This is a genomic window from Dyella psychrodurans (genome assembly GCF_003363265.1).
Lineage (GTDB): Bacteria > Pseudomonadota > Gammaproteobacteria > Xanthomonadales > Rhodanobacteraceae > Dyella_B > Dyella_B psychrodurans.
In genome coordinates this window covers 190,571-217,319 of the sequence record NZ_QRBF01000005.1, presented here as the reverse complement: position 1 = coordinate 217,319, position 26,749 = coordinate 190,571, and the positions used below count along the sequence as shown (strand labels likewise).

The 26,749-nt window shown below is 61.2% G+C and carries 24 protein-coding genes; 16 read left to right on the top strand and 8 right to left on the bottom strand.

What is annotated here, in order from left to right; translation table 11 throughout:
• Positions 1-44: 44 nt before the first annotated feature.
• On the bottom strand, positions 45-2,606 hold the full coding sequence (locus DWU99_RS14230; protein ID WP_233511146.1) for a penicillin-binding protein 1A: 2,562 nt from the start codon (positions 2,604-2,606) through the stop codon (positions 45-47).
• A 477-nt stretch (positions 2,607-3,083) separates the two neighbouring features.
• Here DWU99_RS14230 and DWU99_RS14225 point away from each other — a divergent pair, with 477 nt between their 5' ends.
• The 11 genes from DWU99_RS14225 to DWU99_RS14175 all read left to right on the top strand — a co-directional run bounded on the left by DWU99_RS14225 (position 3,084) and on the right by DWU99_RS14175 (position 15,494).
• A complete protein-coding gene (locus tag DWU99_RS14225; RefSeq protein WP_115478730.1) occupies positions 3,084-4,142 on the top strand; it encodes a pilus assembly protein PilM in 1,059 nt (352 codons plus the stop codon).
• Entirely contained in the window at positions 4,142-4,852 is a 711-nt protein-coding gene (locus DWU99_RS14220; RefSeq protein ID WP_115478729.1) for a PilN domain-containing protein, read from the top strand. The genes DWU99_RS14225 and DWU99_RS14220 overlap by 1 nt, the downstream gene beginning before the upstream one ends.
• Positions 4,849-5,523 carry a type IV pilus inner membrane component PilO gene (locus DWU99_RS14215; RefSeq protein WP_425476821.1) on the top strand — a complete coding sequence of 225 codons (675 nt, stop codon included), beginning with the start codon at positions 4,849-4,851 and terminating at the stop codon, positions 5,521-5,523. Before DWU99_RS14220 ends, DWU99_RS14215 begins: the two co-directional genes overlap by 4 nt.
• Positions 5,520-6,050, top strand: a complete 531-nt coding sequence (locus DWU99_RS14210; protein ID WP_115478727.1) for a pilus assembly protein PilP — start codon at positions 5,520-5,522, stop codon at positions 6,048-6,050. Before DWU99_RS14215 ends, DWU99_RS14210 begins: the two co-directional genes overlap by 4 nt.
• A gap of 55 nt (positions 6,051-6,105) precedes the next feature.
• Positions 6,106-8,271, top strand: a complete 2,166-nt coding sequence (locus DWU99_RS14205; protein WP_115478726.1) for a type IV pilus secretin PilQ — start codon at positions 6,106-6,108, stop codon at positions 8,269-8,271.
• A gap of 134 nt (positions 8,272-8,405) precedes the next feature.
• Positions 8,406-9,401, top strand: coding sequence for an AAA family ATPase (locus DWU99_RS14200; protein WP_115478725.1), 996 nt, complete (start codon positions 8,406-8,408; stop codon positions 9,399-9,401).
• Positions 9,398-10,330 carry a DUF58 domain-containing protein gene (locus tag DWU99_RS14195; protein ID WP_115478724.1) on the top strand — a complete coding sequence of 311 codons (933 nt, stop codon included), beginning with the start codon at positions 9,398-9,400 and terminating at the stop codon, positions 10,328-10,330. Before DWU99_RS14200 ends, DWU99_RS14195 begins: the two co-directional genes overlap by 4 nt.
• Positions 10,327-10,830 (top strand): DUF4381 family protein, encoded by a 504-nt coding sequence (locus tag DWU99_RS14190; RefSeq protein WP_115478723.1) that lies wholly within the window; start codon positions 10,327-10,329, stop codon positions 10,828-10,830. The genes DWU99_RS14195 and DWU99_RS14190 overlap by 4 nt, the downstream gene beginning before the upstream one ends.
• Positions 10,823-11,800 (top strand): VWA domain-containing protein, encoded by a 978-nt coding sequence (locus tag DWU99_RS14185; RefSeq protein WP_115478722.1) that lies wholly within the window; start codon positions 10,823-10,825, stop codon positions 11,798-11,800. The genes DWU99_RS14190 and DWU99_RS14185 overlap by 8 nt, the downstream gene beginning before the upstream one ends.
• Positions 11,770-13,767, top strand: coding sequence for a tetratricopeptide repeat protein (locus tag DWU99_RS14180; protein WP_325048475.1), 1,998 nt, complete (start codon positions 11,770-11,772; stop codon positions 13,765-13,767). The genes DWU99_RS14185 and DWU99_RS14180 overlap by 31 nt, the downstream gene beginning before the upstream one ends.
• On the top strand, positions 13,764-15,494 hold the full coding sequence (locus tag DWU99_RS14175) for a BatD family protein (protein ID WP_115478721.1): 1,731 nt from the start codon (positions 13,764-13,766) through the stop codon (positions 15,492-15,494). The genes DWU99_RS14180 and DWU99_RS14175 overlap by 4 nt, the downstream gene beginning before the upstream one ends.
• On the opposite strand, the gene DWU99_RS14170 is transcribed toward DWU99_RS14175, so the two are convergent.
• Complete coding sequence (locus DWU99_RS14170) at positions 15,481-16,002, bottom strand: O-acetyl-ADP-ribose deacetylase (protein WP_115478720.1); 522 nt, start codon at positions 16,000-16,002, stop codon at positions 15,481-15,483. The two genes, DWU99_RS14175 and DWU99_RS14170, sit on opposite strands and share 14 nt — an antisense overlap.
• A gap of 48 nt (positions 16,003-16,050) precedes the next feature.
• Between DWU99_RS14170 and DWU99_RS14165 the strand changes: the two genes are divergently transcribed.
• A complete protein-coding gene (locus DWU99_RS14165) occupies positions 16,051-16,530 on the top strand; it encodes a MarR family winged helix-turn-helix transcriptional regulator (protein ID WP_115478719.1) in 480 nt (159 codons plus the stop codon).
• Positions 16,531-16,581: 51 nt separating this feature from the next.
• On the opposite strand, the gene DWU99_RS14160 is transcribed toward DWU99_RS14165, so the two are convergent.
• The 5 genes from DWU99_RS14160 to DWU99_RS14140 form a co-directional block, all read right to left on the bottom strand.
• Positions 16,582-18,027 (bottom strand): M20/M25/M40 family metallo-hydrolase, encoded by a 1,446-nt coding sequence (locus DWU99_RS14160; RefSeq protein WP_115478718.1) that lies wholly within the window; start codon positions 18,025-18,027, stop codon positions 16,582-16,584.
• Positions 18,028-18,117: 90 nt separating this feature from the next.
• The gene (gene mscL / locus DWU99_RS14155) at positions 18,118-18,516 is read right to left on the bottom strand and encodes a large-conductance mechanosensitive channel protein MscL (RefSeq protein WP_115478717.1); all 399 of its coding nucleotides are present in this window, start codon (positions 18,514-18,516) and stop codon (positions 18,118-18,120) included.
• A gap of 368 nt (positions 18,517-18,884) precedes the next feature.
• Positions 18,885-19,571, bottom strand: a complete 687-nt coding sequence (locus DWU99_RS14150) for a fumarylacetoacetate hydrolase family protein (protein WP_115478716.1) — start codon at positions 19,569-19,571, stop codon at positions 18,885-18,887.
• A gap of 47 nt (positions 19,572-19,618) precedes the next feature.
• Positions 19,619-20,077, bottom strand: coding sequence for a hypothetical protein (locus tag DWU99_RS14145; protein WP_115478715.1), 459 nt, complete (start codon positions 20,075-20,077; stop codon positions 19,619-19,621).
• Positions 20,067-20,339, bottom strand: coding sequence for a hypothetical protein (locus DWU99_RS14140; RefSeq protein WP_158543290.1), 273 nt, complete (start codon positions 20,337-20,339; stop codon positions 20,067-20,069). The genes DWU99_RS14145 and DWU99_RS14140 overlap by 11 nt, the downstream gene beginning before the upstream one ends.
• 66 nt (positions 20,340-20,405) lie before the next feature.
• Between DWU99_RS14140 and DWU99_RS14135 the strand changes: the two genes are divergently transcribed.
• The 4 genes from DWU99_RS14135 to DWU99_RS14120 all read left to right on the top strand — a co-directional run bounded on the left by DWU99_RS14135 (position 20,406) and on the right by DWU99_RS14120 (position 24,944).
• Positions 20,406-21,638, top strand: coding sequence for an efflux RND transporter periplasmic adaptor subunit (locus tag DWU99_RS14135; protein WP_115478713.1), 1,233 nt, complete (start codon positions 20,406-20,408; stop codon positions 21,636-21,638).
• 102 nt (positions 21,639-21,740) lie between these two features.
• A complete protein-coding gene (locus DWU99_RS14130; RefSeq protein ID WP_115478712.1) occupies positions 21,741-22,433 on the top strand; it encodes an ABC transporter ATP-binding protein in 693 nt (230 codons plus the stop codon).
• Positions 22,434-22,443: 10 nt separating this feature from the next.
• Entirely contained in the window at positions 22,444-23,613 is a 1,170-nt protein-coding gene (locus DWU99_RS14125) for an ABC transporter permease (protein WP_115478711.1), read from the top strand.
• Positions 23,614-23,627: 14 nt separating this feature from the next.
• The gene (locus tag DWU99_RS14120) at positions 23,628-24,944 is read left to right on the top strand and encodes an ABC transporter permease (RefSeq protein ID WP_199535804.1); all 1,317 of its coding nucleotides are present in this window, start codon (positions 23,628-23,630) and stop codon (positions 24,942-24,944) included.
• Between the two features lie 69 nt (positions 24,945-25,013).
• Here the strand turns inward: DWU99_RS14120 and yedA are convergent, their stop codons facing one another.
• Positions 25,014-25,925: a drug/metabolite exporter YedA gene (gene yedA / locus DWU99_RS14115; RefSeq protein WP_115478710.1), complete on the bottom strand. Its 912-nt coding sequence runs from the start codon at positions 25,923-25,925 to the stop codon at positions 25,014-25,016.
• Positions 25,926-26,749 lie beyond the last annotated feature (824 nt).

Sequence of the window (26,749 nt, the reverse complement as noted above, 5' to 3'; positions counted from 1 at the left end):
CCCGGCCCTCTCTTGCAGCGTCGAGGCAAGACTACCGGAAAATTTTAGAAAATGTCGTTAGCCTGTTGTTGGTCCTGGTTTTGTTGCTGTTGCTGCAGGGCCTGGTTGTGCAGGCGGTCCACGTCCTCGACCTTGAATATCTCCGACATGGCATCCGGGTCGCCAGCGGCAGTGGGCAGGCCGCTCTCGCGATTGATTTGCACGGTCGTGATGCCCGGCGGCATCGGAAGGTCTTTCATCGGCAAGCCTTTGAGGGCGTCGCCCATGTAATCGATCCAGACCGGCAACGCGGCTTTTGCGCCGAATTCACCTTTGCCTAGCGGAGAGAAGTCGTCAAAACCCAGCCAGACCGCGGTGGTCAGATCGCCGTTGAAGCCCACAAACCAGGCATCGCGATGATCGTTCGTGGAGCCGGTTTTGCCTGCCAGATCGGGACGATTGAGCACCTTGGCCGCGTAGCCTGTGCCCATGGGAGAGGTGATCACATCCTTCATCAGCGAGGTGACGAGGTAGTCGTTGCGGATATCGATCACGTGAGGTGCCAGCACAGGCGCAGCCTCGCCGCTGCTGTGCACGTCCGCGGGTAGTGCGGTTTCGCCCGTCATGGCGACACTGGTCGCCGGTGCAGGTGTGGTTGACGAGTTTGCCGCGGCGACGCCGTTGGTGAGCATGCTTGCCGGCGGCGGGGCAGGCGGGCTGTTCTGCAGCAACCGGGCCTGGCAATCGGCGCAGGCGCGCGCGGGGTTGGCGACATAGACCGGCTTGCCGTCGCGATCATCAATCTCGTTGATGAAATACGGTGTAATCAGGTAGCCGCCATTGGCAAACACGGCATAACCGCGCGCCATGCTCAGCGGCGATACCGAGGCCGTGCCCAGTGCCATCGACAGGTTGTTCGGCAACGCATCGAGCGGGAATCCAAAGCGGGTCACGTAATCGCGCGCGTAGCGAACCCCGATGGCATCGAGCAATCGCACGGAAACCAGATTCTTGGATTCGATGAGTGCTTCGCGCAGTCGCATCGGGCCGGCGAACTTGTTGTCGTCGTTGCTGGGGGTCCACAGGCCATTCGGCTGGGAAGGATCGGGCAGAGCTAGCGGTGCGTCGTTGACGATCGACGCAGCCGTGAAGCCTCGCTCAAACGCAGACGAGTAGATAAAAGGCTTGAAGCTCGAACCTGGCTGGCGCGCGGCCATCACGGCGCGGTTGAACTTGCTGCGCTGGAAGTTGAAGCCGCCGACAAGCGACTGGATGGCGCCGTTTTCCGGATCGAGCGATACAAGCGCGGCCTGCGCCTTGGGTATCTGCGTGAGCTGCCAGTTGCCCTTGTCATCGCGGATCACGCGGATGACGTCGCCAGCCTTGAGCACTTCGCTCACCGATTTCGGGGCGGCGCCGACACGGCTTTCGTTGATATAGGGATGTGCCCAATCCATCGCGGCGAGGCCCAGCTTAATCGTCTGATGATCCAGCAGGTACACCGAAGCTTCGCTCGCGTTCGAAGCAATGACCAATCCCGGCGTCATGCTGGCGACGTCGGTGTAGCTGGAAAGCAGGCTGTTGTAATCGGCCTCGCTGGCGCCTGGCGAAAGCTCTTCATGCGCTTCCGGTCCGCGCCATCCGTGGCGGTGGTCGTAGATGGACAGCCCATCGCGCACCGCCGCGACTGCCGCTTCCTGACGAGTGCTGACCAAGGTGGTCTTGACGACGTAACCTTCAGTGAGCGCGTCGTTGCCCAGCCGATCCAGTGCCTGGAGGCGAGCCATTTCGGCCAGGTAAGGCGCATCCACCTGGATCGGCTGCTCGTGCGGCGCGGCATCGTCAGGTGCCTTGATCGCTTCCTGGTACTGGGCCTGGTTGATGTACTTGTGCTCGAGCATCTGGCCGATCACCCAATTACGTCGCGCGATCAACCGCGAGGTGTTGGTCAGAGGGTTCACCGCCGAGGGCAGTTGGAAGGTCGATGCGATCGCCGCGCACTGGGCCACGGTGAGCTGGTCCAGCCGCTTGCCGTAGTAGTACTCGGCGGCTGCGGCCACCCCATAGGAACGATGTCCCAGGAACATCTTGTTGAGATAGAGCTCCAGGATCTGGTCTTTGCTGAGCTCGCCTTCAATACGAAGCGCGATGAACATCTCTATGAGCTTGCGCGAATACAGCTTTTCCGGGCTCAGGAAAAAGTTGCGCGCCACCTGCTGGGTGATGGTCGATCCGCCCTGGGTCTTGTTGCCGCCGGAGGCCAGCACATGGAAACCCGCGCGCGTGATGCCGCGCCAATCGATGCCCGGGTGGCTGTAGAAGTCGGCATCCTCGGCGGACAGCACGGCATGCTTGACCATGTCCGGAACCTGGTCGATGGAAACCGGGATGCGGCGAGTTTCGCCAAAGGTCGCGATCAGCTTGCCGTCGGCGGTGATCACCCGCAGCGGCACCTGCATGTGGTAGTCCTTAAGGACCGCAACCGAGGGGAGGCGGGGGGAAACCAACCAGTAGGCCACTCCGGCCGCGGCGGCGATCAGCAGGAGTCCGCTGAAGCCCAGGATGAGCAGCCAGCGCAGGAGGGCTTTCAGAATTCGCGTCATGAGGTTGGGGGTGCTCTGATTCATTCTGCTCAAAATGTGATCGGCTCCGTCCGTTTGCGGTCACAGGACCATGGGCACAATCGGACTGGCTGCCTGTCAAGCGGCTAAGCCGAAGGGTGCGGGCAGGCGTGGCCGCACCCAACGTGTTGAATTTGAAGGCGATGGGGTGATGTCCGCAAGCCTCGCTAACCGGGTCGCCGTGCAGCGGCGAGCTCTGCGGACATCATGCCACTCGCCTGGAATGAATCGGAGCATCCCAAGGCGAGACCTGAGTCAAAACAGCCCAGAGTATAGATGTAGCAGTATGGCCGGCATGAGCGACGGATTAGCAAAACCTTAATCGCGGCATCTGGACGGGTTGGCCCAAATGTGCAGGCCATCACGTCAAAAGTCTCGAAGAAGATCGCGTAGGCCGTTGCTATTGCGTTAATTTTTGGATCTAATGGCCCGGCAGTCCTGCCAGTTACTGGCGGAAGCACCAGGGGTCAAGGGGGAATCATCGTGGGGCTCTTCACACCCAAGAAGCCGCCGCTGATCGGTGTCGACATTAGTTCGACTGCCGTCAAGCTGCTGCAGCTCAGTCAAGCCGGTGGCCGCTATCGCGTGGAGCACTACGCGATTGAGCCACTGCCCCCTAATGCCGTCGTCGAGAAAAACATCGTCGAGGTGGAAGCCGTCGGCGAAGCCATTCGCCGTGCGCTGGCGCGCTCGGGCGCCAAGCTCAAGCACGCTGCGGCTGCCGTCGCGGGCTCGGCGGTCATCACGCGCATCGTGCCGATGGCGGCCGAACTTTCCGATGAAGATCTGGAAGGACAGATCCAGGTCGAGGCCAATCAGTACATCCCGTATCCGATCGAAGAAGTCAGCCTCGACTTCGAGGTGCTCGGTCCGGTGCGCGACAACCCTGAAATGAACAATGTGCTGCTGGCGGCATCGCGCACCGAGAACGTGGACATGCGCGTCGCCGCGCTGGATCTGGGCGGCCTTGCCGCGCAGGTGATCGATGTCGAGGCGTTCGCGATGGAAAACGCCTTCACGCTGATCGCCGATCAGTTGAACGTCGGTCGCGATGCGCTGGTCGCGGTGGTCGACGTCGGCGCCACCATGACCACGCTGTCGGTGCTCAAGAATCAGCGCACTATCTACTCGCGCGAACAGGTCTTCGGCGGCAAGCAGCTGACCGACGAAATCATGCGTCGCTATGGTCTTTCCTACGAGGAAGCCGGGCGCGCCAAGCGCAAGGGCGGTCTGCCGGAATCCTACGAAACCGAAGCGTTGCAGCCGTTCAAGGAATCTTTGGTGCAGCAGATCAGCCGTCTGCTTCAGTTCTTCTACGCCGGCAGCGAATTCAGCAAGGTTGATCAGGTCGTACTCGCGGGCGGTTGTGCATCGATCGAGGGTATTACCTCGATGCTGGAAGAGCAGCTCGGGCTGCCCTGCATCGTGGCCAACCCGCTCGCGCGCATGTCGCTGTCCAACCGAGTTCAGGCGCAATCGCTGACCCAGGATGCGCCTGCGCTGATGATCGCAGTCGGACTCGCCATGAGGAGTTTCGACTGATGGCACGCATCAACCTACTTCCCTGGCGTGCCGAACGCCGCAAGATACGGCAGCGTGAGTTCTTCATGCAGCTCGGCGCTGCCGCGTTGGTCGCTTTCGGGCTCATGCTGTTCTGGTGGCTCTGGATGGACATGCGCGTCGACAATCAGAATGAGCGCAATGCCTATCTGCAGGATCAGATCAAACAGGTGGATGTACGCCTGGAGAAGATCAAGGATCTGGAGAAAGTCAGGGCTCAGTTGCTGGCGCGCAAACAGATCATCGAGCAGTTGCAGGCCAATCGTTCGCAGATGGTGCACCTGTTCGACGAGCTCGTTAAGACGATCCCTGCAAGTGGGCGTCTGACTTCGATCAAGCAGAACGGCGATCAGATGGTGCTCAATGGTGTTGCGCAGTCGAACGCAAGCGTCGCCGAATACATGCGCAACATCGAGACCTCACCGTGGATGGGGCAGGCTGATCTCAGCAAAACCGAAAACAGTCACGATGCTTCGCGTATGCCCTATAGCTTCGGCCTGACTGTCGCGCTCTCCAAGCCCAAGGATGACGGCGCTGGCCAAGGCTCGTCCTCGGCGCCGGCTTCGTCGAGCACCAGCGCCGCTGCCGCATCGGCGGCCGCGCAGCTCAAAGCCGCCGAGAAGACCCTCCCTGTAACTACGCTCGCTCCCGCCAAAACGGGCAGTGCGCCAGCCAAGGGAGGGGACAAATAATGAAACTCCTTGACGATCTGCGCAGTCTTGATCGCAACAACATCGGTGGCTGGCCGAAGTCGGTCAAGACCTTCTTCACGGTGCTGTTGTTCTTGCTGATCATGTTCATCGGCTGGTACACGGTGATCAGCGATCAACAGAACACGCTCAACAACCTGTCTGGCAAAGAAGAGCAGCTGAAGAAAGAGTTCTCGGAAAAACAGGCCAAGTCCGTCAATCTTGAGGCCTTGCAGCAGCAGCTGGACGAGATGAAGGACATGCTGCGCCAGTTGTTGCGCCAATTGCCAAGCAAGACGGAAATGCCCGAATTGTTGGTCGATGTGTCACAGACCGCGCTTTCGGCGGGTCTGCAGCAGGAGCTGTTCCAGCCGGGCACCGAGGTTCCGAAGGATTTCTACGCGGAGAAGCCGATTCAGCTGAAGATGATCGGCACCTATCATCAGTTCGGTTCCTTCATCAGTGGTGTGGCGTCACTTCCTCGCGTGGTGATTCTCACGATGCACGACGTCTCCCTGACGCCGTTGAACCCGCCAGGCAAGGGTGCTGAGCCCGCTCCGAACCAGTTGCTTGTGTTGCAGGGGACGGTGAAAACGTACCGTTACCTCGAGGATTCGGAAACCGGTGAGACCGGCAACAAAGCTAAGACCCAGCGGCCGGGAGGGCAGAAATGAAAATCATGACTGCCATCAAGCCAACGGGACTGGCCAAATTGTTTCTGCTGGCCGGTGTGGCGGCAGTGCTTGCCGGCTGCAGCGGTCAATCCGATCTGCACGACTGGGTGGCGCAGGAGAAGGCCAAACGTGGTGCTCCGATTCCGCCTCTGCCGGTTATCAAAACGTTCGAGACCTTCATTTACAACGACCAGGAAAAGCGCGATCCGTTCAGTCCTAGCGCGGACGAGCTCAATGAAAACAACGGCCCTCGGCCGGACGAGGGGCGTGCCCGCCAACCGCTGGAAGCGTTCTCGCTGGATAGCCTGAAGATGGTGGGCACGATCGGTAGCGGTGCCAGCATGGAGGCCTTGGTCAAGGATCCGGGCGGTGTGATCCATCGTGTGCACGCGAATGAATACATGGGCCAGAACTATGGCCGGATCACTGCCATCAGCAGTGACAGGGTCGATCTGGTCGAATTGGTTTCCAACGGCAATGGCGGCTGGATGGAACGTCCGGCCAGCATCGCGCTCAGCGCGAAATAGGATGACAGGGGCTGATGCAATGACCAATCCAATCAAACCAGTCCGGAGCCGTGCCATGCACCTGGCGAGCCGTTGCCTGATGGCCATCATGGTGCTGGGAGCCGCAGCGTGGGCAAATGCCGCTGCTGCGACCAGCACGCTGCAAAACATCACCTACAAGACTTTGCCTGGCGGCCGCGTCGAATTGCGCATGAACTTCGACAGCAGCCAGGTTCCGCAGCCGAGCATATTCACCACGGACAAGCCACCGCGCATCGCTATCGATTTCCCGGATACAGCTAATGACGCCGCGCGTCATCAAGACATTGGCACGGGCACGACCAGCGGTGTTTCGGCGGTATCGGCCGGTGGGCGTACCCGTGTTGTGGTCGAGCTGATGCAGGCTTCGTCTTACAAGTCGCATGTCGAAGGCAACAGCCTCGTAATGGTCGTGAACAATGGCGTGGCGGCGCAACCGATCACGACGGCCTCGACCATCGATCCGTCCAAGGCGTTGCCGTCGGCGATGAATGGTCCGTCGATCACTAATATTGACTTCCAGCGCGGCGCCAACGGCGGTGGTCGTGTCCTGATCAACTTCAACGGATCGGGTGCGAATGCAAACATGCACCGCTCCGACAACAATATTGCGGTCGATGTCGAGAATGCCCAGTTGCCGGCAAGCCAGGCTCAGCGACTGAATGTGCTGGACTTCGCTACGCCGGTGCAGTCGATCACGCCTCGCTCTACACCTAACGGAGCGCACCTGGATATCGCCTTCAGTGGTGATGTGGAGACGTCTTCGTACCAGACCGCCGATCAGTACGTCGTAGAGGTGACGCCGAAGAAGCACGACACCAAGACGGACAAGCTGGGACCGGGCGCGGAGCCGGCGTACACGGGCAACCGCGTGACATTCAATTTCCAGGACATCCCGGTTCGTTCGGCACTGCAGCTGCTTGCGGATGTGTCGGGTCTGAATCTGGTCGCCTCGGATACGGTTGGCGGAAGCGTGACATTGCGTCTGGTTAACGTGCCGTGGGATCAGGCGTTGGATGTGATCCTGCGCGCCAAGGATCTGGACAAGCGCCGCGACGGAAACGTGATCTGGATTGCGCCGCAGAAGGAACTTGCTGACTATGAGCAAAGCCTCGCTGATGCGCGCTTCAAGGCGGAAGACACGGCCCCGCTGGTTACCACTTATGTGCCAATCAGCTATGGCAAGGCCCAGGACATCGCGAAACTGCTAACTACGGGCAGTCTACAAGGCATCGCCGGTGGCAGTACCGGTGCGGCTTCGCAACATCACGGGTTCCTTTCTACCCGCGGTAGCGTTTCGTTTGACATACGCACAAACACGCTGTTGATCAACGACACAGCCGAAAAGACAGTCGAACTGCGCACAATCATCGCCGAACTTGACCGTCCGGTTCAGCAGGTATTGATCGAGTCGCGCATCGTGATCGCAACGGATGACTTCGAGCGAGACCTCGGTGTGCAATGGGGTGTAAGTGGCAATCGCGCCAATCCAAGCGGGCAAGTTCTGCAGGTTGGTAGTTCCATCGGTGGTGCACAGGGTAATAACGGAGGCAGCAATAATCCGCCTACGTTGGGTGCTGGTGGACTGGCTGTCAATTTGCCTGCAACGCCGACTACCGGCACTGCCTCGTCACTTGCTGCCGCGATCCTTGGCAAGAACTACGCCCTGGATCTGGAGCTTCAGGCTGCCCAGCTGGAAGGACGCAGCGAAGTGGTTTCCAGCCCGCGCGTGATCACCGCCAACCAGCAGGAAGCGGATATCCGCCAGGGTCAGGAAATCGGCTATGTGACCTACCAGAACAGTGTAGGCGGCGGTGGCGCCACCGGTACGGCAACGGTGGCCTTCAAGGATGCAGTGCTTGAGCTGAAGGTAACGCCTACGATCACTGCCGACAGTCGCGTCTTCCTGGCGATCAACGTGAACAAGGACTCGCTCGACAAGTACATCACCGTCCCGGGCAGCGGCCAGGTGCCGGTCATCGACACGCGTTCGCTCAACACTTCGGTGCTTGTGGACAACGGCCAGACCGTGGTGCTCGGCGGCATCTATGAAGTGAACAAGACGGACACGATCTACAAGGTTCCGGGTCTGGGCGACATTCCTGGCTTGGGCGTCCTCTTCCGCAGTACCCAGCGGATCAACGACAAAGACGAACTGCTGATCTTCGTTACGCCGCGCATCCTGAGCGATAGCCTGCAGTAAGCGAAATATTCGATCACGGTCTTGAGAATGGGGTGGCCAGATGCCACCCCTTTCTTGTTTCAGGGCGCCAAAACCACCAAACTTTCGTATCCCGCCGTGGTCTGTACCGGCAAGAAGTAGTACAGGATTTTCGGATGGACATGCCCCAAACCTCCGCCCCAGGGCGTTTGCAACAAGCCTTCTCCCGTCTGCGCGACGATCTCAAGCGCCAGATCATCGGCCAGCCGCGCCTCATCGATTGCCTGCTGGTCGCCTTGCTGGCGGACGGACATCTGCTGGTCGAGGGCGCGCCCGGCCTGGCGAAAACCACCGCGGTAAAGGCCCTTGCCGGGCGCATCGAGGCCGATTTTCATCGAGTGCAGTTCACCCCCGATCTGCTGCCGGCCGATCTCACCGGCACCGATATATTTCGCCCTCAGTCGGGCAGTTTTGAATTCGAGCGTGGTCCGCTGTTCCACAACATCGTGCTGGCGGACGAGATCAATCGTGCTCCCGCGAAAGTGCAATCCGCGCTACTGGAAGCGATGGCCGAGCGTCAGATCACCGTCGGGCGCAACACCTGGCATTTGCCCGAATTGTTCATGGTGATGGCCACGCAGAACCCGATCGAGCAGGAAGGCACGTTTGCACTGCCTGAAGCGCAGCTCGATCGCTTCATCATGCATATCACCATCGGCTATCCCGATGCCGCGTCGGAGTTGGCCATCCTGCGATTGGCCCGTGAACAGGCCGCCAAGCCCGCGCACTCCCCAGTGTCGACAACGGCGATCGTGACGCAGGAGGACGTTTTCGCCGCGCGGGAATCCGTGCTTGCCATACACATGGCCCCCGCGCTCGAGCAATACCTCACCCAGCTCGTGTTGGCGACGCGCGATGCGGGGCGCTATGGCCCCGAACTCAAACGCTGGATTGCATGGGGCGCCAGTCCACGCGCCACCATTGCACTGGATCGCTGCGCCCGTGCCCAGGCATGGTTGAGCGATCGGGATTTCGCGTTGCCGGAAGATGTACACGCCGTCGTCTACGAGGTGCTGCGTCACCGCGTCTTGCTCAGTTATGAAGCCGAAGCGGAAGGTGTGCGCAGCGAACAGGTGATCCATCGTTTGCTGGATCTCGTACCACTGCCGTGAACACTGGTGCTCTACTCATCGCGGACGGCGATGGACGTGTCCGTGTCTCGCTGTCGGAACTGATCGCCCTGCGCAACAGGGTCGCGCATGTGAGATTGCCGCCCCAGGACAGTCGCGCGACACACGTAGGGACACACACCAGCCGCCTGTATGGCCGAGGCATGGACTACGCGGAATCGCGCGCGTACCAGCCGGGCGACGACGTGCGCCGCCTCGATTGGCGCCTTACCGCACGCAGCGGCCGTCTGCACACCAAGCTGTTTCAGGAAGAGCGTGAGGGTCAGCTGTTGATCATGCTGGATCAGCACGCCAGCATGCGGTTCGGGACGCGTGTGCGTTTCAAGTCCGTGCAAGCGGCGCGGGCCGCGGCCTGCGCGGCGTGGTATGCCGCACGAGCTGGCGAGCGAATCGGGCTGATGACGTTTGGCGGGCATGCTCATCTACAGCGTCCCCGCGCAGGTGTGCGTGGTGCCCTGGATGTATGCGGAGCCATCGCACGATGCGATGCGGCACCGTCCGATCGTTCGCAGACACTCTCCGAAGCGTTGAGCAACGTCATCAAACTTCAGCAAAGCGCCAACCGGGTGCTGCTGATCAGCGACGGCCAGAGCACGGACGATGCGGCGCAACGTCGAATGATCGAGATGATGCGCCACACAGCCGTGCGTGTACTGGTCGTGGCCGATGCGCTTGAACTGACGATGGCACCGGCTGGTCACTATCCGATCGAGCATGCCGGCGAGCGACACCATCTCACCTTGCAATCCGAGCATCAACGACAAAACTTTCAGCAGCGATTGGGCGCCGGGCAGGCACGTCTCGCACAGATGGCGCAATCGCTGGGTGCTCCGTGCAGGATCATCGATACCGCAGTCGATCCATTGGAGGCAGTGTCTGCCTTGCTGCGCGATGCGGGAGGACGCCGATGAAGCTCTCCCTGCAACATGGACCGGATGACCTGGTGTTGCGCGACATCCACCTCCCGCCCACGCCGCCATGGTGGCCGCCCGCACCGGGTTGGTGGGTACTCTTGGGCATGCTTTGCGTGCTGCTTGCCGCTGCATTTTTCATTTACCGCCGCACTCGCCGCAGGCGCGTCTGGCGTACTCGCGTGCTTGCTGAAATCCAGGCGATATCCATCCATCATCCGCACGACGACATCGCATTTGCTACCTCGCTGCACCAACTCCTGCGCCGTGTCGCGTGTCTCTACGCCGTCGACGCACACCAGGTTCAAGGCGAACGCTGGCGGGAGATCCTGGGCCAGGTGCCGGTCGACGAAGCAACCCTCGACATGCTGATGACGCTCGAAACCCGCATGTACCGGCCGCGCGCGGAATTTGATCGCGACGGTTTGCAAGCGGCCGTGCATCGCTGGATGCAGTCCGCCCTGCGAAGCACGAAGCTGACGGAGCCCAGGCATGTCTGAATTTGCATGGCCATGGGTTTTCGTACTGCTGCCATTACCGTGGCTGGTTTGGCGCGCGCTCAAGCCGATCTTGCCGGGTCAGGCGCTCCGACTGCCGCACGCAACGCTGTCTTGGAACGCGGCGGACCGCTTTCCCGCCCGTACCCCGGCACCGTGGTTACTGGCCCTGGGTTGGCTGTGCCTGCTCATGGCTGCGGCACGGCCGCAAACGCTGGGGCCACCGCAGGCGCAAGAGCGCAGCGGCAGGGCGATGATGCTGGCGGTCGATCTTTCGGGAAGCATGCAGACACCGGACATGCAACTGGGCGGTCAGCAACTCAGCCGCTTCGGCGCGGTGGAGGCCATCGCGGGCGATTTCATCTCGCGCCGTGGCGGCGATGAACTTGGTTTGATCCTGTTTGGCACGCACGCCTATCTGGTGACGCCGCTTACCTATGACCTCAACGCGGTGCGCGCGCAATTGCAAAGCGCTTCGGTCGGATTGCCCGGCACCGAAACCGCGATAGGTGATGCCATCGCCGTGGCAGTGCGCCGCCTGGCCACCTTACCCGAACAGGCACGCGTCGTGATCTTGCTCACGGATGGCGTGAACAATTCCGGAAGCATCTCGCCAAAGGACGCGGCGCGTGCTGCCAAGGCAGCGGGCGTGCGCATTTACACCATCGGCGTGGGTGCGACCAGGATGGTCGTTCCCGGATTGTTCGGGGACAGCGTCGTCAATCCGTCCGCTGATCTCGATGCAGACATGCTCACCTACATGGCGCATGAAACAGGCGGGCAGTTCTATCGCGCGACGGATGGCAATCAGCTCGCCGAGGCTTATCGCGCCATCGATGCACTGGAACCGATGCCGCAACACGGTCCAAGCTTGCGCTTGCATCATGAATGGTTTCGCGTGCCGCTCGCCGCGGCAGTGATTTGCTTGCTGCTCGGAATGTTGTGGCCAAGGCTGTGGATGGTGCGGGCATGATCGAGGTGCTGCATCACTTCCACTTCCTGCAACCGTGGTGGCTGCTTGGCCTGCTCGGTTTGCCCGTGGCGCTGGCATTGGGTATGCGCAGCCATACCGCACAACGAGAACTCAGCAAGCTTGTCGATGCTGAACTGTTGCCGCATCTGGTAAGTGGTGGCGAACGCCATGCGCGTTTGCCATGGGGTTTGCTCGCTACCGGTTGGACGCTGTGTGTGCTGGCACTGTCCGGACCCACCTGGAGCCGCGTCGCCGAGCCCATGTATACCGACCACGCGGCGCAGGTCGTGGCGATATCGCTCTCCCAGCACATGCTTGCGCAGGACGTGCAGCCAAGCCGCATCGAGCGTGCGCGCTTCAAGGCACATGATCTATTGAGCGCCAATCGAGACGGTTTGAACGCGCTGATCGGTTACGCGGGGCAGTCTTTCGTGGTGGCGCCATTGACCAGCGATGCCCACAGCCTCGACGACTTGCTCGACGCCATGGCGCCGGACGTCATGCCGGTCGATGGCGACAACGGCGCACAGGCCATCGAGCAGGGTGCCGAGTTGATCCACAACGCGAAGCTAAGCCGTGGATCGATCGTACTTATCACCGACGACGCCGATGAGGCATCACAGGCTGCGGCGCGCAAGGCGCTCGCATCGGGTGTGCACGTTTCCGTGCTCGGCATCGGTACGGAGCAGGGCGCGCCGGTTACGCAACCGGACGGCAGTTTTCTCCGGAATGAGCAGGGCGACATGGTTGTGGCGCGACGCAACGATGCGGACTTGCGCGCACTCGCCCAGGCAGGCGGCGGCCGTTATGCGGTGATGAGCGGAGACAGTAGCGACACCACGGCGCTGCACGCCGAGCTTCAGCTGCCTCAGCAAAACGCCATGGTCAACGGTTTGCATGGCGATGCATGGCAGGATCAAGGTCCTTGGCTGTTGCTGCCGTTGCTGCTCGTTGTCGCCATGGCCTTTCGTCGTGGTTGGGTCCTTATGTTGCCTTTGGTGTTGTTGCCGATGGTGCCAGGCAACGCGCATGCAGGCAGTTTGCAGGATTGGTGGCAACGACCCGATCAGCAGGCGGCCAGTGCGCTGCGCGAGGGCAATGCGACCAAGGCCCAGAAACTGGCGCAAGATCCGGCCTGGCAGGGTGCCGCAGCTTATCGCGCGAAGGACTACGCAGCTGCGGTGAATGCACTCGAACGTGCCAAAGGTTCCGATGCGCAATACAACCTCGGCAACGCATTCGCCAAACTTGGCAAATATCCAGAGGCCATCAAAGCCTACGATCGTGCTTTGCAGGAAGATCCGCACAACGATGATGCGCGCGCCAACCGCAAAACGGTTGAAGAAGCCATGCGCAAGCAGTCACAGAATGCGTCATCGCAACAGCAGCAGAAATCGGGTGGTGGACAGGGCCATCAGCAGAATGGCCAAAGCGGAAGTTCCGGCCAGAATCAGAACAGCCAGAATCAAGGTCAACAGGACGATCAGTCCGGCCAGCAGCAAAACGGGAGCGGTTCGCAGGAGCAGGGCCAAAGCGAGCAAGCCCAAGGACAGGACGGCCAGCGGCAAGGTGAAAAGAATGGGTCGGAAAGCGAAGAATCCAGCAGCAAGCAGTCGAGTTCTGAAGCTCGACAGCAGGCCAACGATCCATCCAGGCAACTGTCATCAAACCAGACCCCTGCGGCAGCATCGACCACCGAGCGCGCACAGGCTGCGAAGGCGCAGCAGGGCTTGCAGCAGCAAATGAATCAAGCGCTGGCAAGGATGGAAAAGAGCGGCACACAGGCACCCAGGAGCCACGAATTGGGTGCCGTGGAAGGCGATGATCCGTTGTCGAAACTGCCCGATGACGTGAGACGTGACTTGCAGCGCGTGCCGGACGATCCGGGCGCATTGCTGCGCAAGAAGTTCGAGCGTGAATACCGCGAGCGCATGGGCGCGCAACCGGTCGATGGAGATGAGCCATGAGTCGTTGCTGGTTGCTGTTGTGCCTGCTGTTTCCATTGAGTGCGATGGCCGGCGGTGTGCAGGCAACGCTGGACCGAGGCGAGGCGCATCTTGGCGAGACTGTGACGCTCAATCTGCGCATCGACGGCAGTACAAGTGTAAGCACCCCGGACCTCAGCGCGCTCGACAGCGACTTCGAAGTCCTCGGCACATCCGAAAACAGCTCGCTCACCATAGACAACGGCCGACAGACCGCGCAAATGATCATTGGCATCGCTTTGCGCCCCAAGCACGTCGGCGATCTTCGCATACCACCGCTCACCGTCGCGGGCAGCCAGACCGCACCGCTGACCTTGCACGTCAGCGCGCCGGATAATTCGGCGAGCAGCAACAGTCATAAAGATATCTTCATCGAGACGACGACAGAACCGGGCCATGTCTATGTCGGACAGCAGTTGGTTTACACCGTCCGTCTTCTTTTCGATGTCAATTTGAACAGCGGCACCTTGCCCGATCCGCACCCGGACAACGCCGATGTGCGACAACTTGGCAATGACATCGACTACGAATCCGAACGTAACGGTCGCCGTTATCACGTGGTCGAGCGGCATTACGCCATCATTCCGCACCACGCGGGAACGCTGACCATTCCCTCGGTCGAGTTTCAGGGTGAGGCAGTCGATCCGGCCGATCCCAACGATCCGCGCGGCCTGCTCGGTCAGGGTGGACTGTTCGGTGACACCACGCCGGTGACGGCAGATTCCACACCTGTTTCCGTCGACGTGCAGGCGGCACCCTCGAACTGGGGTGGCACGACATGGCTGCCCGCGAGATCTCTTTCGCTGAGCGTCGAAGGGCTGCCCCCGGATAACCAGGTTCATGTCGGACAGCCGATCAATGTGCACATGAGTGTGCAGGCGACCGGTTTGAGTGCCGACGCGCTGCCGGAACCCAGCTTGCCGATCATCGACGATGCAAAGGTTTACCCCGATCAACCGACCGATACGACGCACGACGATGGGCAGTGGCTCACCGGACGACGCGAACGCAGTTTTGCGATCTTTCCCCAGCAGACCGGCACATTGACCATTCCAGCCATTACCTTGACCTGGTTTGATGTGCAGAGCGGACAGAAACAACTGGCCACGGTTCCTGCTCGCACGCTGACGGTATTGCCAGCGGCGAATGCAGTACCTGCGGGACCTTCGCCATCAACGCAAACCGCGTCCGCCACCGTTGCGCCTGCGACAGGAAGCAGCAATGCAGCTGCGCACGTCGACGCTGCACCTTCACCCGCGCCATCCGCGATGCCCTGGCGCTGGATTGCCATCGTCAGCATCGGCATGTGGGTGCTCAGTATGGTTACGTTCTTGTGGTTGCGGCGGAGCAAGCGTGCATCGACGTCTGTCGTCGTTTCGGCTTCGGTCGAATCGATGCGTGCGCTTCGTCATGCGTTCTTCGAAGCGGCGCGCGGCAACGACATCGCGGCACAAGCACATCGCCTGCTCGACTGGGCGCGTGCCGAGCGTCCGGCATTGCAAAATCTGGGGCAACTCCAGGAGGCACTGGCTTCGGACCGGCAGCGACACGCGATCGGGCACTTGCAGCGCCAGCAATTCGCCGGAGGCGTGGCGGAAAAGGCGGTGGACCTCGCCGACGTTTTCGCAGATGGCTTTGTGTGGCATCGCAGTAGCGAGACCGAAGGCGATTCTCCCTTGCCGCCGCTGTATCCCTTCAAGCTTGATTGAGTGCGTGCTGCCAGATCGCCGCCATGCGGCTGTCGAAACAGCATAACTGCACGTCCAGCTCTGGGTGTGCGCTCAACGCATCGCGTAGCGTGGCGACGGCCACGCTCGCGGCTTGTTCCGGAGGATAGCCATAGACGCCGCAGCTGATTGCGGGGAAGGCCATGCTGCGCACATCGTGCTCTACGGCCAAGGCGACGCACGAGCGGTAGCAACGCGCCAGCAGCTCGGCTTCACCGTCATGGCCTCCATGCCATATCGGGCCGACGGTGTGAATCACATAACGCGCAGGCAGTGCGAAACCGGGCGTCAGCCGTGCTTCGCCGGTGGGGCAGCGCACGCCGGGCGCCACTTCCGGCAGCGCACGGCAGGCCGCCAGAAGGCCCGGACCGGCAACCCGGTGGATCGCGCCATCCACGCCCCCACCGCCAAGCAATCCGGGGTTGGCGGCGTTCACGATGGCATCCAATGCCAGTCGAGTAATGTCGACTTGGATGACAGAAACAGGCATTGGTTTCGGCATATGCTTGGTTACGTGACACCAAGAGTGCTACACATCATGACTAAAGCGGAAGACATTTCCTTCGGTTATCTGCTCAACGACATTACCTTGCTGTTTCGCAAACACTTCGACCGGCGCGCGGTCAAATTCGGATTGACGCGCGCCCAATGGCGCGCCACCAAGATGCTCCATCACCGCGAAGGCCTGCGGCAAACCGAGCTTGCGGAATTCCTTGAGATGGAGCCGATCGCGGTGGGACGCGTGATCGACCGCCTTCAGGCTGCCGGCTTTGTCGAGCGCCGTCCCGATCCCAAGGACCGCCGCGCCTGGCGCCTGTATACCACCGCGCAGGCCAGCGAAGTGGTCGACGATATGGAGAAGATTGCCCACGAACTGCGTCGTGAGTCCACGGTAGGCGTCACTTACGAAGAAATGATGCAAGCCATGGATGTGATGACGCGTATCAAGGAAAACCTGCAAGCGCTCGATGCACTTGAAGCACCTGAAGAAGCCGGTGAGCAGGCCGCGCAGCTGTAAACCGTTGCGCCCTCTCCTCGAAAGGAGAGGGCGCGCATCGAGCACGCTGACTTATTCCTCAGCCCCATCGTGTGCAAAGGCGCCTGGCGCGGAGCCAAAGTCGCCATCGGCCTGCGCTGCCATGTAGGAGAACACGGCGTACACCGCCACGTTCTGCGCCAGTTGCTTGGGATCGATTTTGTCCAGCGTGTCGTTGGCGGTATGGTGCCAATCGAAATAATACGTGCCGTCCTGCACCAGGCTGAGCGCGGCCATGCCTTTGCCGTGCATCTGCGATAGGTCGGAGCCGCCACCCCCCGGATGCTGCGTGTCGTAGGCCACGCCGATCGGCGCCAGCACCTTGGCCATCTGCTCGATGGCGCCGCGTGCTTCGGGTTTCACGCTGGCGGTCATCTTCCACACGGGGCCGGAGCCGAAGTCCGATTCGGTGCCCAACTGGAACTTGTTCACTTCGGATGCGTGCTTGTCGGCGTAGGCACGGCCGCCCCACAGGCCCATTTCCTCATTGGCGAAGGCGATCACGCGGATGGTGCGGTCGGGGCGCTGCGGCAGATCATGGATCAGCTTGGCGGCACCGACGGCAATCGCCACGCCGGCACCGTCGTCGATGGCGCCCGTGCCCGGGTCCCAGGAATCGAGATGGCCGCCGATGGCGATCACCTGATCGGGATATTTGCGACCGGTGATCTCGCCGATCACATTCGCGCCGGTGTACTGGCCTTCGATGCCGCAATCCAGGTCCAGTTTCACCGTGACCGGCTTGCCATAGGCCAGCACGCGCTCGAGCTGGTCCGCGTCCGGATTGGCCAGGGCGGCAGCGGGAATCGCCTTGGCGGGGTCCATGAAGCCGGTAACGCCCGTGTGCGGCGTGCGGCTGTTGGCGTCCGTACCAGCGGAGCGCAGAAGATAACCGGCGGCGCCCTTTTGCTGCGCGATCACGGGGCCTTCGACACGAATCGGCGAGCCAATCCGGCCATAGTCCTGGCCATCCTTGTGGCGCTGCATCCGCTCACCGATGTAGACGATCTTGCCTTTCACACTGGCTGGATCGGCTGCTTTCAGCGCATCCAGGCTGGCGAATTGCACGATTTCCGCCGTGAGACCACCCTTCGGCGTGCCGGCCGAATAGCCCAGCGCCATCAACGTCAGCGGCTGGGGAAAGGGGGCCACGATGGCACCGTGTTCGCTGCGGCGCACCCATAGCGGATAGGTCACCGGCTCGGTGTAGACCTTGTCGAAGCCCAGTTCCTTGAACTTCGCGACCATCCAGTCACGACCACGCTGATCGTTGACGCCACCGGCCAGGCGGGCGCCCACCTCGGTCGTCATCGATGCCACCACCTTGTAGGCGGTGTCGTCATGCATGGCCTTGTCGCGCAATTGGATGGCCGTCTGCACGGCGGACGCGGGAATCGTGGTGGGCGCATCCTTGGCGCTGGCGAGTCCGGTGGCCAGCATCAGGCTGGCGGCAAGCAAGGTGAGGTGGGGGCGGTACATGGGAGCTCCTGATGACGAACCCCGATTATGGGGCTCGTATCAGGCAACGCTTAGGCCGAAAGTCATGCCCGCCTACACAGGCGTGAGTTATTACCGGCTTTTCAGCAGATCGCGAATCTCCGTCAACAACGCCACTTCCGCCGGTGTGGCCGCGGCAGCCTTGGTGTAGAGCTTGTTGACGACCTTGACCAGGATGAAGATGGCGAACGCAAGGATCACGAAGGCGATGATGCTATTGATGAAGCTGCCATAGGCAATGGCAACCTCGGGAATCTTGTGCGCCGGATTGCTGTTGTCGGCGGCCCGTATCACCCACTTCATGTCCGAGAAATCGATGCCGCCGGTCAGCCAGCCGATGGGCGGCATGATGACGTCGCTGACCAATGACGTAACGATCTTGCCGAACGCCGCGCCGATGACGATACCGACCGCCATGTCGACCACGTTGCCGCGTACCGCAAATTCCTTGAACTCCTGCAACATGCCCATGTGTCATCTCCCGAGGTAGTGAGCCGGATGGTCTGAGAGCCGGTCCTCATAGTCCACGTAGCCCGCGTTGTCACCGAATGGCCGTCAGGTGGTAGTGCGTGGCGTAGCGCCTGACTGGCTGTCAGGTCAAGCCGCGCGCTGCCGCATGGCGGCCATTCGGTGACAACCCGAAGGGCCGGGTCTGTTTGCCCGCCATCCTGCGTCATCGCTCGGTTACGTATCGACATACGCTCCCTCGCTCTTCCTGGTCTGGCGCGCAAACAGATCCCGGCGCGGGCCACGTGGACTATGAGGACCGGCTCTGCGGGACTTTAACCCAACCGGCATCGCATCGAGAGAGGTGTTGCGGCAGTAAATACAGCCTGGAATCAGACTACGCGGCCATCCAGTACAGCGATGCCCTGCAGTTCGGCGTGGTAGCGATCGCCTCGCTGCAGCGCCGCGACGCCGGCGGGCGTGCCGGTAAAGATCAGGTCGCCAGGCTTGAGCTCGAACAGCTTGGAGAGCGTAACGATGATCTCGACAACGCCATGCACCATCTCGCCGAGATGGCCCTGCTGGCGCAATGTGTCGTTGATGTGAAGAGTGATGGCGGTGTCCGCGTTGGGCGATGCTTCGCTCGCCAAACGCAGCGCGGATACCGGCGCGGAATGGTCAAAGGCCTTGGCCACGTCCCACGGATGGCTTTTCGCCTTGGCGATGGCCTGCAGGTCGCGACGCGTCAGGTCGAGGCCGACGCCATAGCCGAAAATGGCCGATGCAGCCGCGGCGGCATCCAGATCGGTGCCGCCAGCTTTCAAAGCCACCACCATTTCCACTTCATGATGCAGATCGGAGGTCGCTGACGGGTAGGGCACATCCGCGCCATCCGTCACCACCGCGTCGGCGGGCTTGCAGAAGAACATGGGTGCGGAGGTGTCCACCGTCGCGCCCATTTCGCGCGCGTGTTCGGCGTAATTGCGGCCGATGCAAAACACGCGGCGCACGGGAAAGCGTTCTTCGCGGCCGATGATCGGAAGGCTGGGAACAGCAGGAGCTTCGATGACGTAGCGCATCCCACAAGGTTAGCAGTTATCCGGCGCGCCACCCAATCGGCCAGTCGTCATGCGCCTGCATGGCGGCGAAACAGGATGTCGAACAATACCGTCCAGGTCTTTCCGCCGTCACGCGATCCCACGCAGACTTCGTGCACGCCATCCTTCACCGGTTCCCAGGTGACGCGCTGCTGTTGCACGCCCTGTGCATCCGTCACGCTGCCCGTCAGCACGATGCGGTTTCCTTCCCGCGTGCCTTCCACGACGTTCAGTTCTCCCTGATTGCTGACCCAACTCTGGTGCCACGCATGGCGGCTTGCGTCGTAGATGGTGAAGCTCTCGCCGGTATAACCATCGTTGCGGGTGTAGACCTCATGCAGCGCACAGCCGCCGAGTATCGAGGTGACATGGTTGCTCGCCACCGATGCGGTGCCCGCTTTTTCGTCCTTGATCCGATAGGTATCCCAGTCGCCGAGCCAGAAGTCGAATTGCCGGTATTCGGCCGCCGAACAGTAGTTAGATGTCATGACAGGTGTTGCGCTCGCCGGCTTTGGCAAAATGCCCAGCAGAGCGCAGGTCATCAGGATGAAGGCAATCCGTGGCAGTTTCGGCATGACCGGCTCCAGTGAATGTCAGTGTCGTGTAAGTGATGAGATGCAACTGGCTCAGCGGTACACCCTGCCAGTGCGAGGGCGTGAAGATCAACGGCCAATCGCGCTTGTCGAATAGCGGCCAATTCATACGTCGTAAGACATGACAGCTGTCATAGGCAACAGTTGATGAGCGCACGTGGCCGGCTCGTTTGCCACCTACTATGGTTATGGTGCGTCTATCGCGACACAAGGGACATGCAGGGTGAGCAACAGCGATCTTTTGAAGGAACTGCGCATCGAACGCCAGCACCGCGAAGACCACGACAGCGGACCGGGCCGCTGGCCCTGGATCGTCGCCGCGATCGTGCTGGTCGTGCTTGTGTTGGGCGCGGCGAGCTGGTGGTTGCTCGGCCGCAAGACTATTCCGGTGCACACCGCCACGGCTGTCGCTGCCGCGAGCGATCCGGTAGCAGGGGCGGTATTGCAGGCAACGGGTTACGTGACGGCGCGTCGCCAGGCGACGGTGTCGGCGCAAATCACCGGCACGCTGACCGAGGTGCTGATCGAAGAAGGCGATCGCGTCAAGAAAAACCAGGTGCTGGCGCGGCTGGACGACAGCGCATACAAGGCAGCGCTGGATACGGCGGTTGCGCAAGCCCGGGCCGCCCACGCGCTGGTCGCTCAGTACCAGAGCCAGTTGGGCCAGAATCTACGCGACGCCGCACGCGACGAAGCACTGGCCAAGCAAGGACTGGTGTCCAAGCAAGTCGCAGAGCAGGCACGTACGCTCGCCGACAGCACGCGCGCGCAAATGGTTTCGCAACAGAAACAGGCGGTGGCGGCCGATGCCAACGCCGTGCAGGCGCAAGTGAATTTCGATTACTGCGTCGTGCGCGCGCCGTTCGATGGCGTGATCACCACCAAGGATGCGCAGGTCGGCGAAATCATCTCGCCATTCTCTACAGGCGGTTTCACGCGCACGGGTGTCGGCACGATTGTCGATATGGATTCGCTCGAAGTCGACGTGGACGTCAACGAGGCCTACATCGGTCGCGTCACGCCGAATATGCCGGCAGAAGCGGTGCTGGATGCCTATCCGGATTGGAAGATTCCGGCGCACGTCATCGCCATCGTGCCCGCGGCCGACCGCGGCAAGGCGACGGTGAAAGTGCGTGTGGCGATGGAGAAAAAGGATGCGCGCATCGTGCCGGACATGGGTGTGCGCGTGTCCTTCCTCGAAGCCAAACCGGCCATCGCGTCGCAAGGTCCCAAGGGCGTGTTTGTGCCAGCCAAGGCCGTCGTTCAGCGCGATGGCGGCAGCAGCGTTTTCATCGTGTCGGATGGAAAGGTGCGCCGTCAGTCAGTCGAGCCTTCGGCACAAGATTTCGGCGACAAACGCCTGATCCCTGCGTCCGTCAACGCAGGCGACAACGTCGTGGTGTCGCCGCCCGATGATTTGCGCGACGGCTCCGAAGTGAAAGTGCAAACGGAGTAAAGACTATTGCTCCCTCCCTTGCTTGCAGGGGAGGGAGAACAAGATGCGCGGCGTGCTTGGTCGATGCATGCCGAGGACAGTTCTACTCGGGAGGATGTAGTTATGGTTACCAGTACGTTGATCGAAATCCGCGATCTCTCCAAAGTGTATGAACGCGGAAAGCAGAAAGTCGAAGTGCTGCATCACATCAATCTTGAGATTGCCGAGGGCGATTTCCTGGCGCTGATGGGGCCGTCGGGCTCGGGCAAGACCACCTTGTTGAACCTGATGGGCGGTCTTGATACGCCCACCGGCGGAAGCATCACCGTTGCAGGGCAGCGCATCGATCAATTCAGCGCGGGTACGTTGGCGCGCTGGCGCGCATCGAACGTGGGCTTCGTGTTCCAGTTCTACAACCTGATGCCGATGTTGAGCGCGCAGAAAAATGTCGAGCTGCCGCTGCTTCTGACCAAGTTGTCCGGCGCGCAGCGTCGCAAGAATGCATCCATTGCCTTGCAACTGGTCGGATTGGCCGACCGTGCGTCGCACAAGCCGAGCGAGCTTTCCGGCGGTCAGCAGCAGCGCGTGGCGATCGCACGCGCCATCGTTTCGGATCCCAACTTGCTGGTGTGCGACGAGCCCACCGGTGACCTGGATCGTCAATCGGCCGAAGAGGTGCTGGGACTGCTGCGTCAGCTCAATCGCGAGCACGGCAAGACCATCGTGATGGTCACGCATGATCCGAAGGCTGCCGAGTACGCCAACCACACGCTGCATCTGGACAAGGGCACCCTGGTCGAACAGGCGATCGCCTGAGGAGACGATGATGAAATACTTTCATCTCATCTGGGCTGCGCTGTTTCGGCGCAAGACCCGCACGCTGCTCACGCTAGTGTCGATTGCAGCGGCATTTCTTCTGTTCGGCATGCTAGACGCCGTGCGCATGTCGTTCGATCAGGCGGGCAAAAGCGCCAACGGCGCGCAACGTTTGCAGACGGGCTCCAAGCTGTCGTTCATCGACACGCTGCCGCAGGGCTTGGGTGGAAAGATCGCCACCGTGCCCGGCGTCAAGTCGGTGGCCTATGCCAACTGGTTCGGCGGGGCCTATCAGGATCCGCACAATCAGGTGTTCACCTTCGCTGTCAGCGACAACTACATCGACCAGTACCCGGAAGTGGCGGTCAGCGACGATGCGCGCAAAGCGTTTTTGAACACGCGCACGGGCATCCTCGTCGGCGAAAAGCTGATGGAGAAATACCACTGGAAAATCGGCGACCAGATTCCGCTGCAATCGAACATCTTCCCGCAGCAGAACGGCAGCAAGAACTGGGAGTTCAACATCGTCGGCGTCCTGCACCCCACGGAACAGAGCGTGAGCTTTTACGGCCAGATCATCCTGATGCACTGGAAGTATTTCGACGATGCCGTGCTGAAGGGCTACAACAATGGCCAGGTGGGCTGGTACGTCACGCGCGTCAACGACGTGAATCAGGCGGACCAGGTGGCCAGGGCCATCGATGCCGTATCGGCCAATTCCGATCATGAAACCCGCACGCAGACCGAAGCGGCAGCGACGGCCTCCTGGATGAAGCAGTTGGCCGATATCGGCCTGATCGTCGGTTCGATCATGGGCGCAGTGTTCTTTACGCTGCTGCTGTTGACGGGCAACACGATGATGCAGGCGGTACGCGAACGCACATCGGAATTGGCGGTGCTGAAAACGCTGGGCTTTTCCGATCGTGGTGTCCTGGCGATGGTATTGGCCGAATCCGTGCTGCTCGTGTTGCTGGGTGGCGTGATCGGCATCGGTCTGGCGACGGTGTTGATTCCCGGCGTCAGCGCCAACAGCGGCGGCATGCTGAATCTGCCCACGGTAGGCGCGGACAGCTGGTTGCTGGGCATCGCGTTGATGCTGGCGATAGGTGTGGTGGTAGGCGCCATTCCCGCATGGCGGGCCATGCGTCTGAACATTGTCGATGCGCTGGCTGGCCGGTGACAGGAGTCGAGATCATGACCTTTCTTTTCAATCTTCTCGTGTTGGTGATCCTGGTCGTCGCACTGTTCGTTTGGGTGCAATTGCCATGGTATGCAGTGCTGGTATTGGCGGTGCTGTTCGCGGCATGGATGGCGCTTAGCCGGCGCGGTCGGCAGGCCGCATCGGTGACCAGCGTGGGTGTCAGTACCCTGAGGCAGCGGCTGGGTTCCTCGTCCGTGGTCGTCATCGGCATCGCCGGCGTTGTGGGTGTATTGGTGGCGCTGCTGGCGATGGGCGAGGGCTATAGCGAGACCCTGCGTAAGACCGGCAGCGACGATACCGCGATCGTGTTGCGCGGCGGTTCGGCCAGCGAGGTCAGTTCGGTGCTGACGCGCGACAGCATTCTGGTCATCGAGCAGGAGCCCGGCATTGCGCACGACAAGCAGGGCAAGCCGATCGCATCGGGTGAGATCGTCGTGGCGGCCAATCTGCCGGTGAAGCATGGTGCGCCGGGCGATGAAGGCAGCGTGCAGGTGCGCGGTGTCGACGATCAGGCATGGGCATTGCGCCCCAACGTCAAGATCATCGCGGGTCGCGCGTTTCAGCCCGGCATGCGCGAACTGGTGGTGGGGCAGGGTGCGCAGCGGCAGTTCGTGGGCCTGGAGCCGGGGCATGAAGTGAAACTCGGCACGCAAACCTGGAACGTGGTGGGCGTGTTTGCCTCCGGCGATGCGTACGACTCGGAAATTTGGGGCGATGCAGGCGTCGTGGCGGAAACCTATCGTCGCGGCAGCAGCCGTACTTCGGTGTTTGCCAAGCTTACCGACGCCAAAGCCATGGATGCGTTCAAGGCCGCGTTGGCGGCCGATCCGCGCCTGCAAGTGGATGTGGACACCACGCTCAACTACTTCAGCAAGCAATCCGAAGGGATGAGCAAGGTGATGCGCATCATGGGCATCACCGTGGGTTCGATCATGGCGATCGGCGCCATCTTCGGCGCACTCAACACCATGTTCGCGGCCGTCGCTGCACGCGCGCGCGAAATCGCCACGTTGCGCGCGATTGGTTTTCGCGGCGTGCCGGTCGTGGTAGCCGTGATGTTGGAAACCATGCTGCTGGCCCTGCTGGGCGGACTCATCGGCGGCTTGCTGGCTTGGCTCATCTTCAATGGCTGGACCGCTTCCACGTTGGCGACCGGCTCCACCGGGCAGCTCGCGTTTACCTTCAAAGTGACCCCAGAGCTGATGTGGGAAGGTTTGAAATGGGCGTTGGCGATCGGTTTTGTCGGCGGGCTTTTCCCGGCGTTGCGCGCGGCGCGTTTACCTGTGACGACGGCGTTGCGCGAGTTGTGATGGATCAAGAGCGCAGGCGAATGCCTGCGCTCTTTGCTATAGCGGCTGCGGGAACTCAAGTTCGCGCGATTAGCGCGTTTGTCGTTGCTTCGCCAGAGTGATCGCGACGACGCCGACGAGAATGATCGCCATGCCCACCAGATCGAACGGGCCCACTTTCTCACCCAGCAACATGACGCCGAACAACACCGCGACAGGCGGGTTTACGTAGGCATAGCTGGTTGCCAGGGCAGGGCGTGCATGCTTGAGCACGTACAGGTATGCGCTGAAGGCGATAAGCGAGCCGAACACCACCAGATAAGCAGCTCCGAGTGTCGCGTGCAGACTGGGATGCGCCGGCAGTCTCTCTCCGCCAGTGAATCCCACGATAAGCAACGCGACGCTACCGCAGAGCATTTGCGCCGCCGTGTTCATGGGGCCGGCGGGCATATCCTGGCGACGACTCCAGACGGAACCAAATGCCCAGGCAGCCGCGGCCACCAGCAATGCCATGGCGCCGACATGCGACGCAGACAGGCTGCTGCCTAGATTCAACACGATCACGCCCACAAAGCCGATCATCAGGCCCCATGTTTCGCGACGCGATGGCCACTCGCCATAAAGGCCGGTAAACAGTGCAGCAAACAAAGGCATGCTTGCCACGGCCACCGCCGAGATGCCCGAGCTCACGCTCTCTTCCGCATAACACACCAGACCATTGCCGAAGCCCAGCAGCAGCACGCCTGTGAACGCGGCATTGCGCCACTGACGCGCGGTGGGCATGGCGACGCCGCGCAGCCGCAAGGCGCTCAGCAACAACACGCCGGCGCATGCGAAACGGAATCCTGCCAACAGGAAAGGTGGGTAGCTTTCCAGTGCGATGCGGATGGCCAGGTAAGTGGAGCCCCAGATGATGTACAGCGCAAGCATGCACAGCGGCAACCATAGGGTGTCGCGTGGGGCTTCTGTGGTTGCTATGGGGGAAGTGGTGGAGTCGGTCATGCGGGTATCACGGTGATGGACGTGCACGATAGCTGCCTGGCGTGTCTTTCGGAAGCGAAAGGTATGCAAGGCTGGGTTGTGGTGCGGTAAAGATGATGGACGAAAGGTGACTTTTGCTTGTGATTGAGTTGCGTTGGTATTGGAAAGTGCTTTGGCGGAGCCTGGTCGTCTCACTGCTTGCGTTGTGCTTCATCGTCGTCATCCCGGCGTAGGCCGGGATCCAGTGGCGTGGGGTTTTGTATGAGCGTTGAGGCTAGGTTGCTCGCCTACGCGGCGGGCGTTCCGACCGCCTGCCGGCGGCCGGGTCACTTTTCTTTGCTTGCCCAAAGAAAAGTAACCCAAAGAAAGGGCAGCCCCGAGTACCCGCTTTGCGGGCTTTGCCCGCAAAGTGCGCGGAGGGATTGCGGGGTTTTTCGACAGCACATCCTGTGCTGACGAAAAACGAGTCGACATCCATGTCGACTCCCCTACGGGCTGATCCTCCATCCCTCCGCCGGGTCCAAGGGGCCCCAAGATCAAGATCAAGAGCAGAAGCCAGAGCAGCGCGCTATGCGCGCCCTCGATGCCGGCGCATTGCGCCGGAAGGACTCGCACGCAGTAGTGCACGGCGTCTTTGCTTTTTGCTCCTTGCTCCTTGCTCCTTGCTCCTTGCTCCTTGCTCCTTGCTCCTTGCTCTTTGCTCCTTGCTCCTTGCTCCTTGCTCCTTGCTCTTTGCTCTTTGCTTTGGCTTTTGCTCTTTTGCTCTTTTGCTCTTTTGAAAAGTGCGCGCATCGCGCGCCCCGGGTCCCCGTAGTCGGTGAGTGAGCTGGGGACGATCAGGCCCA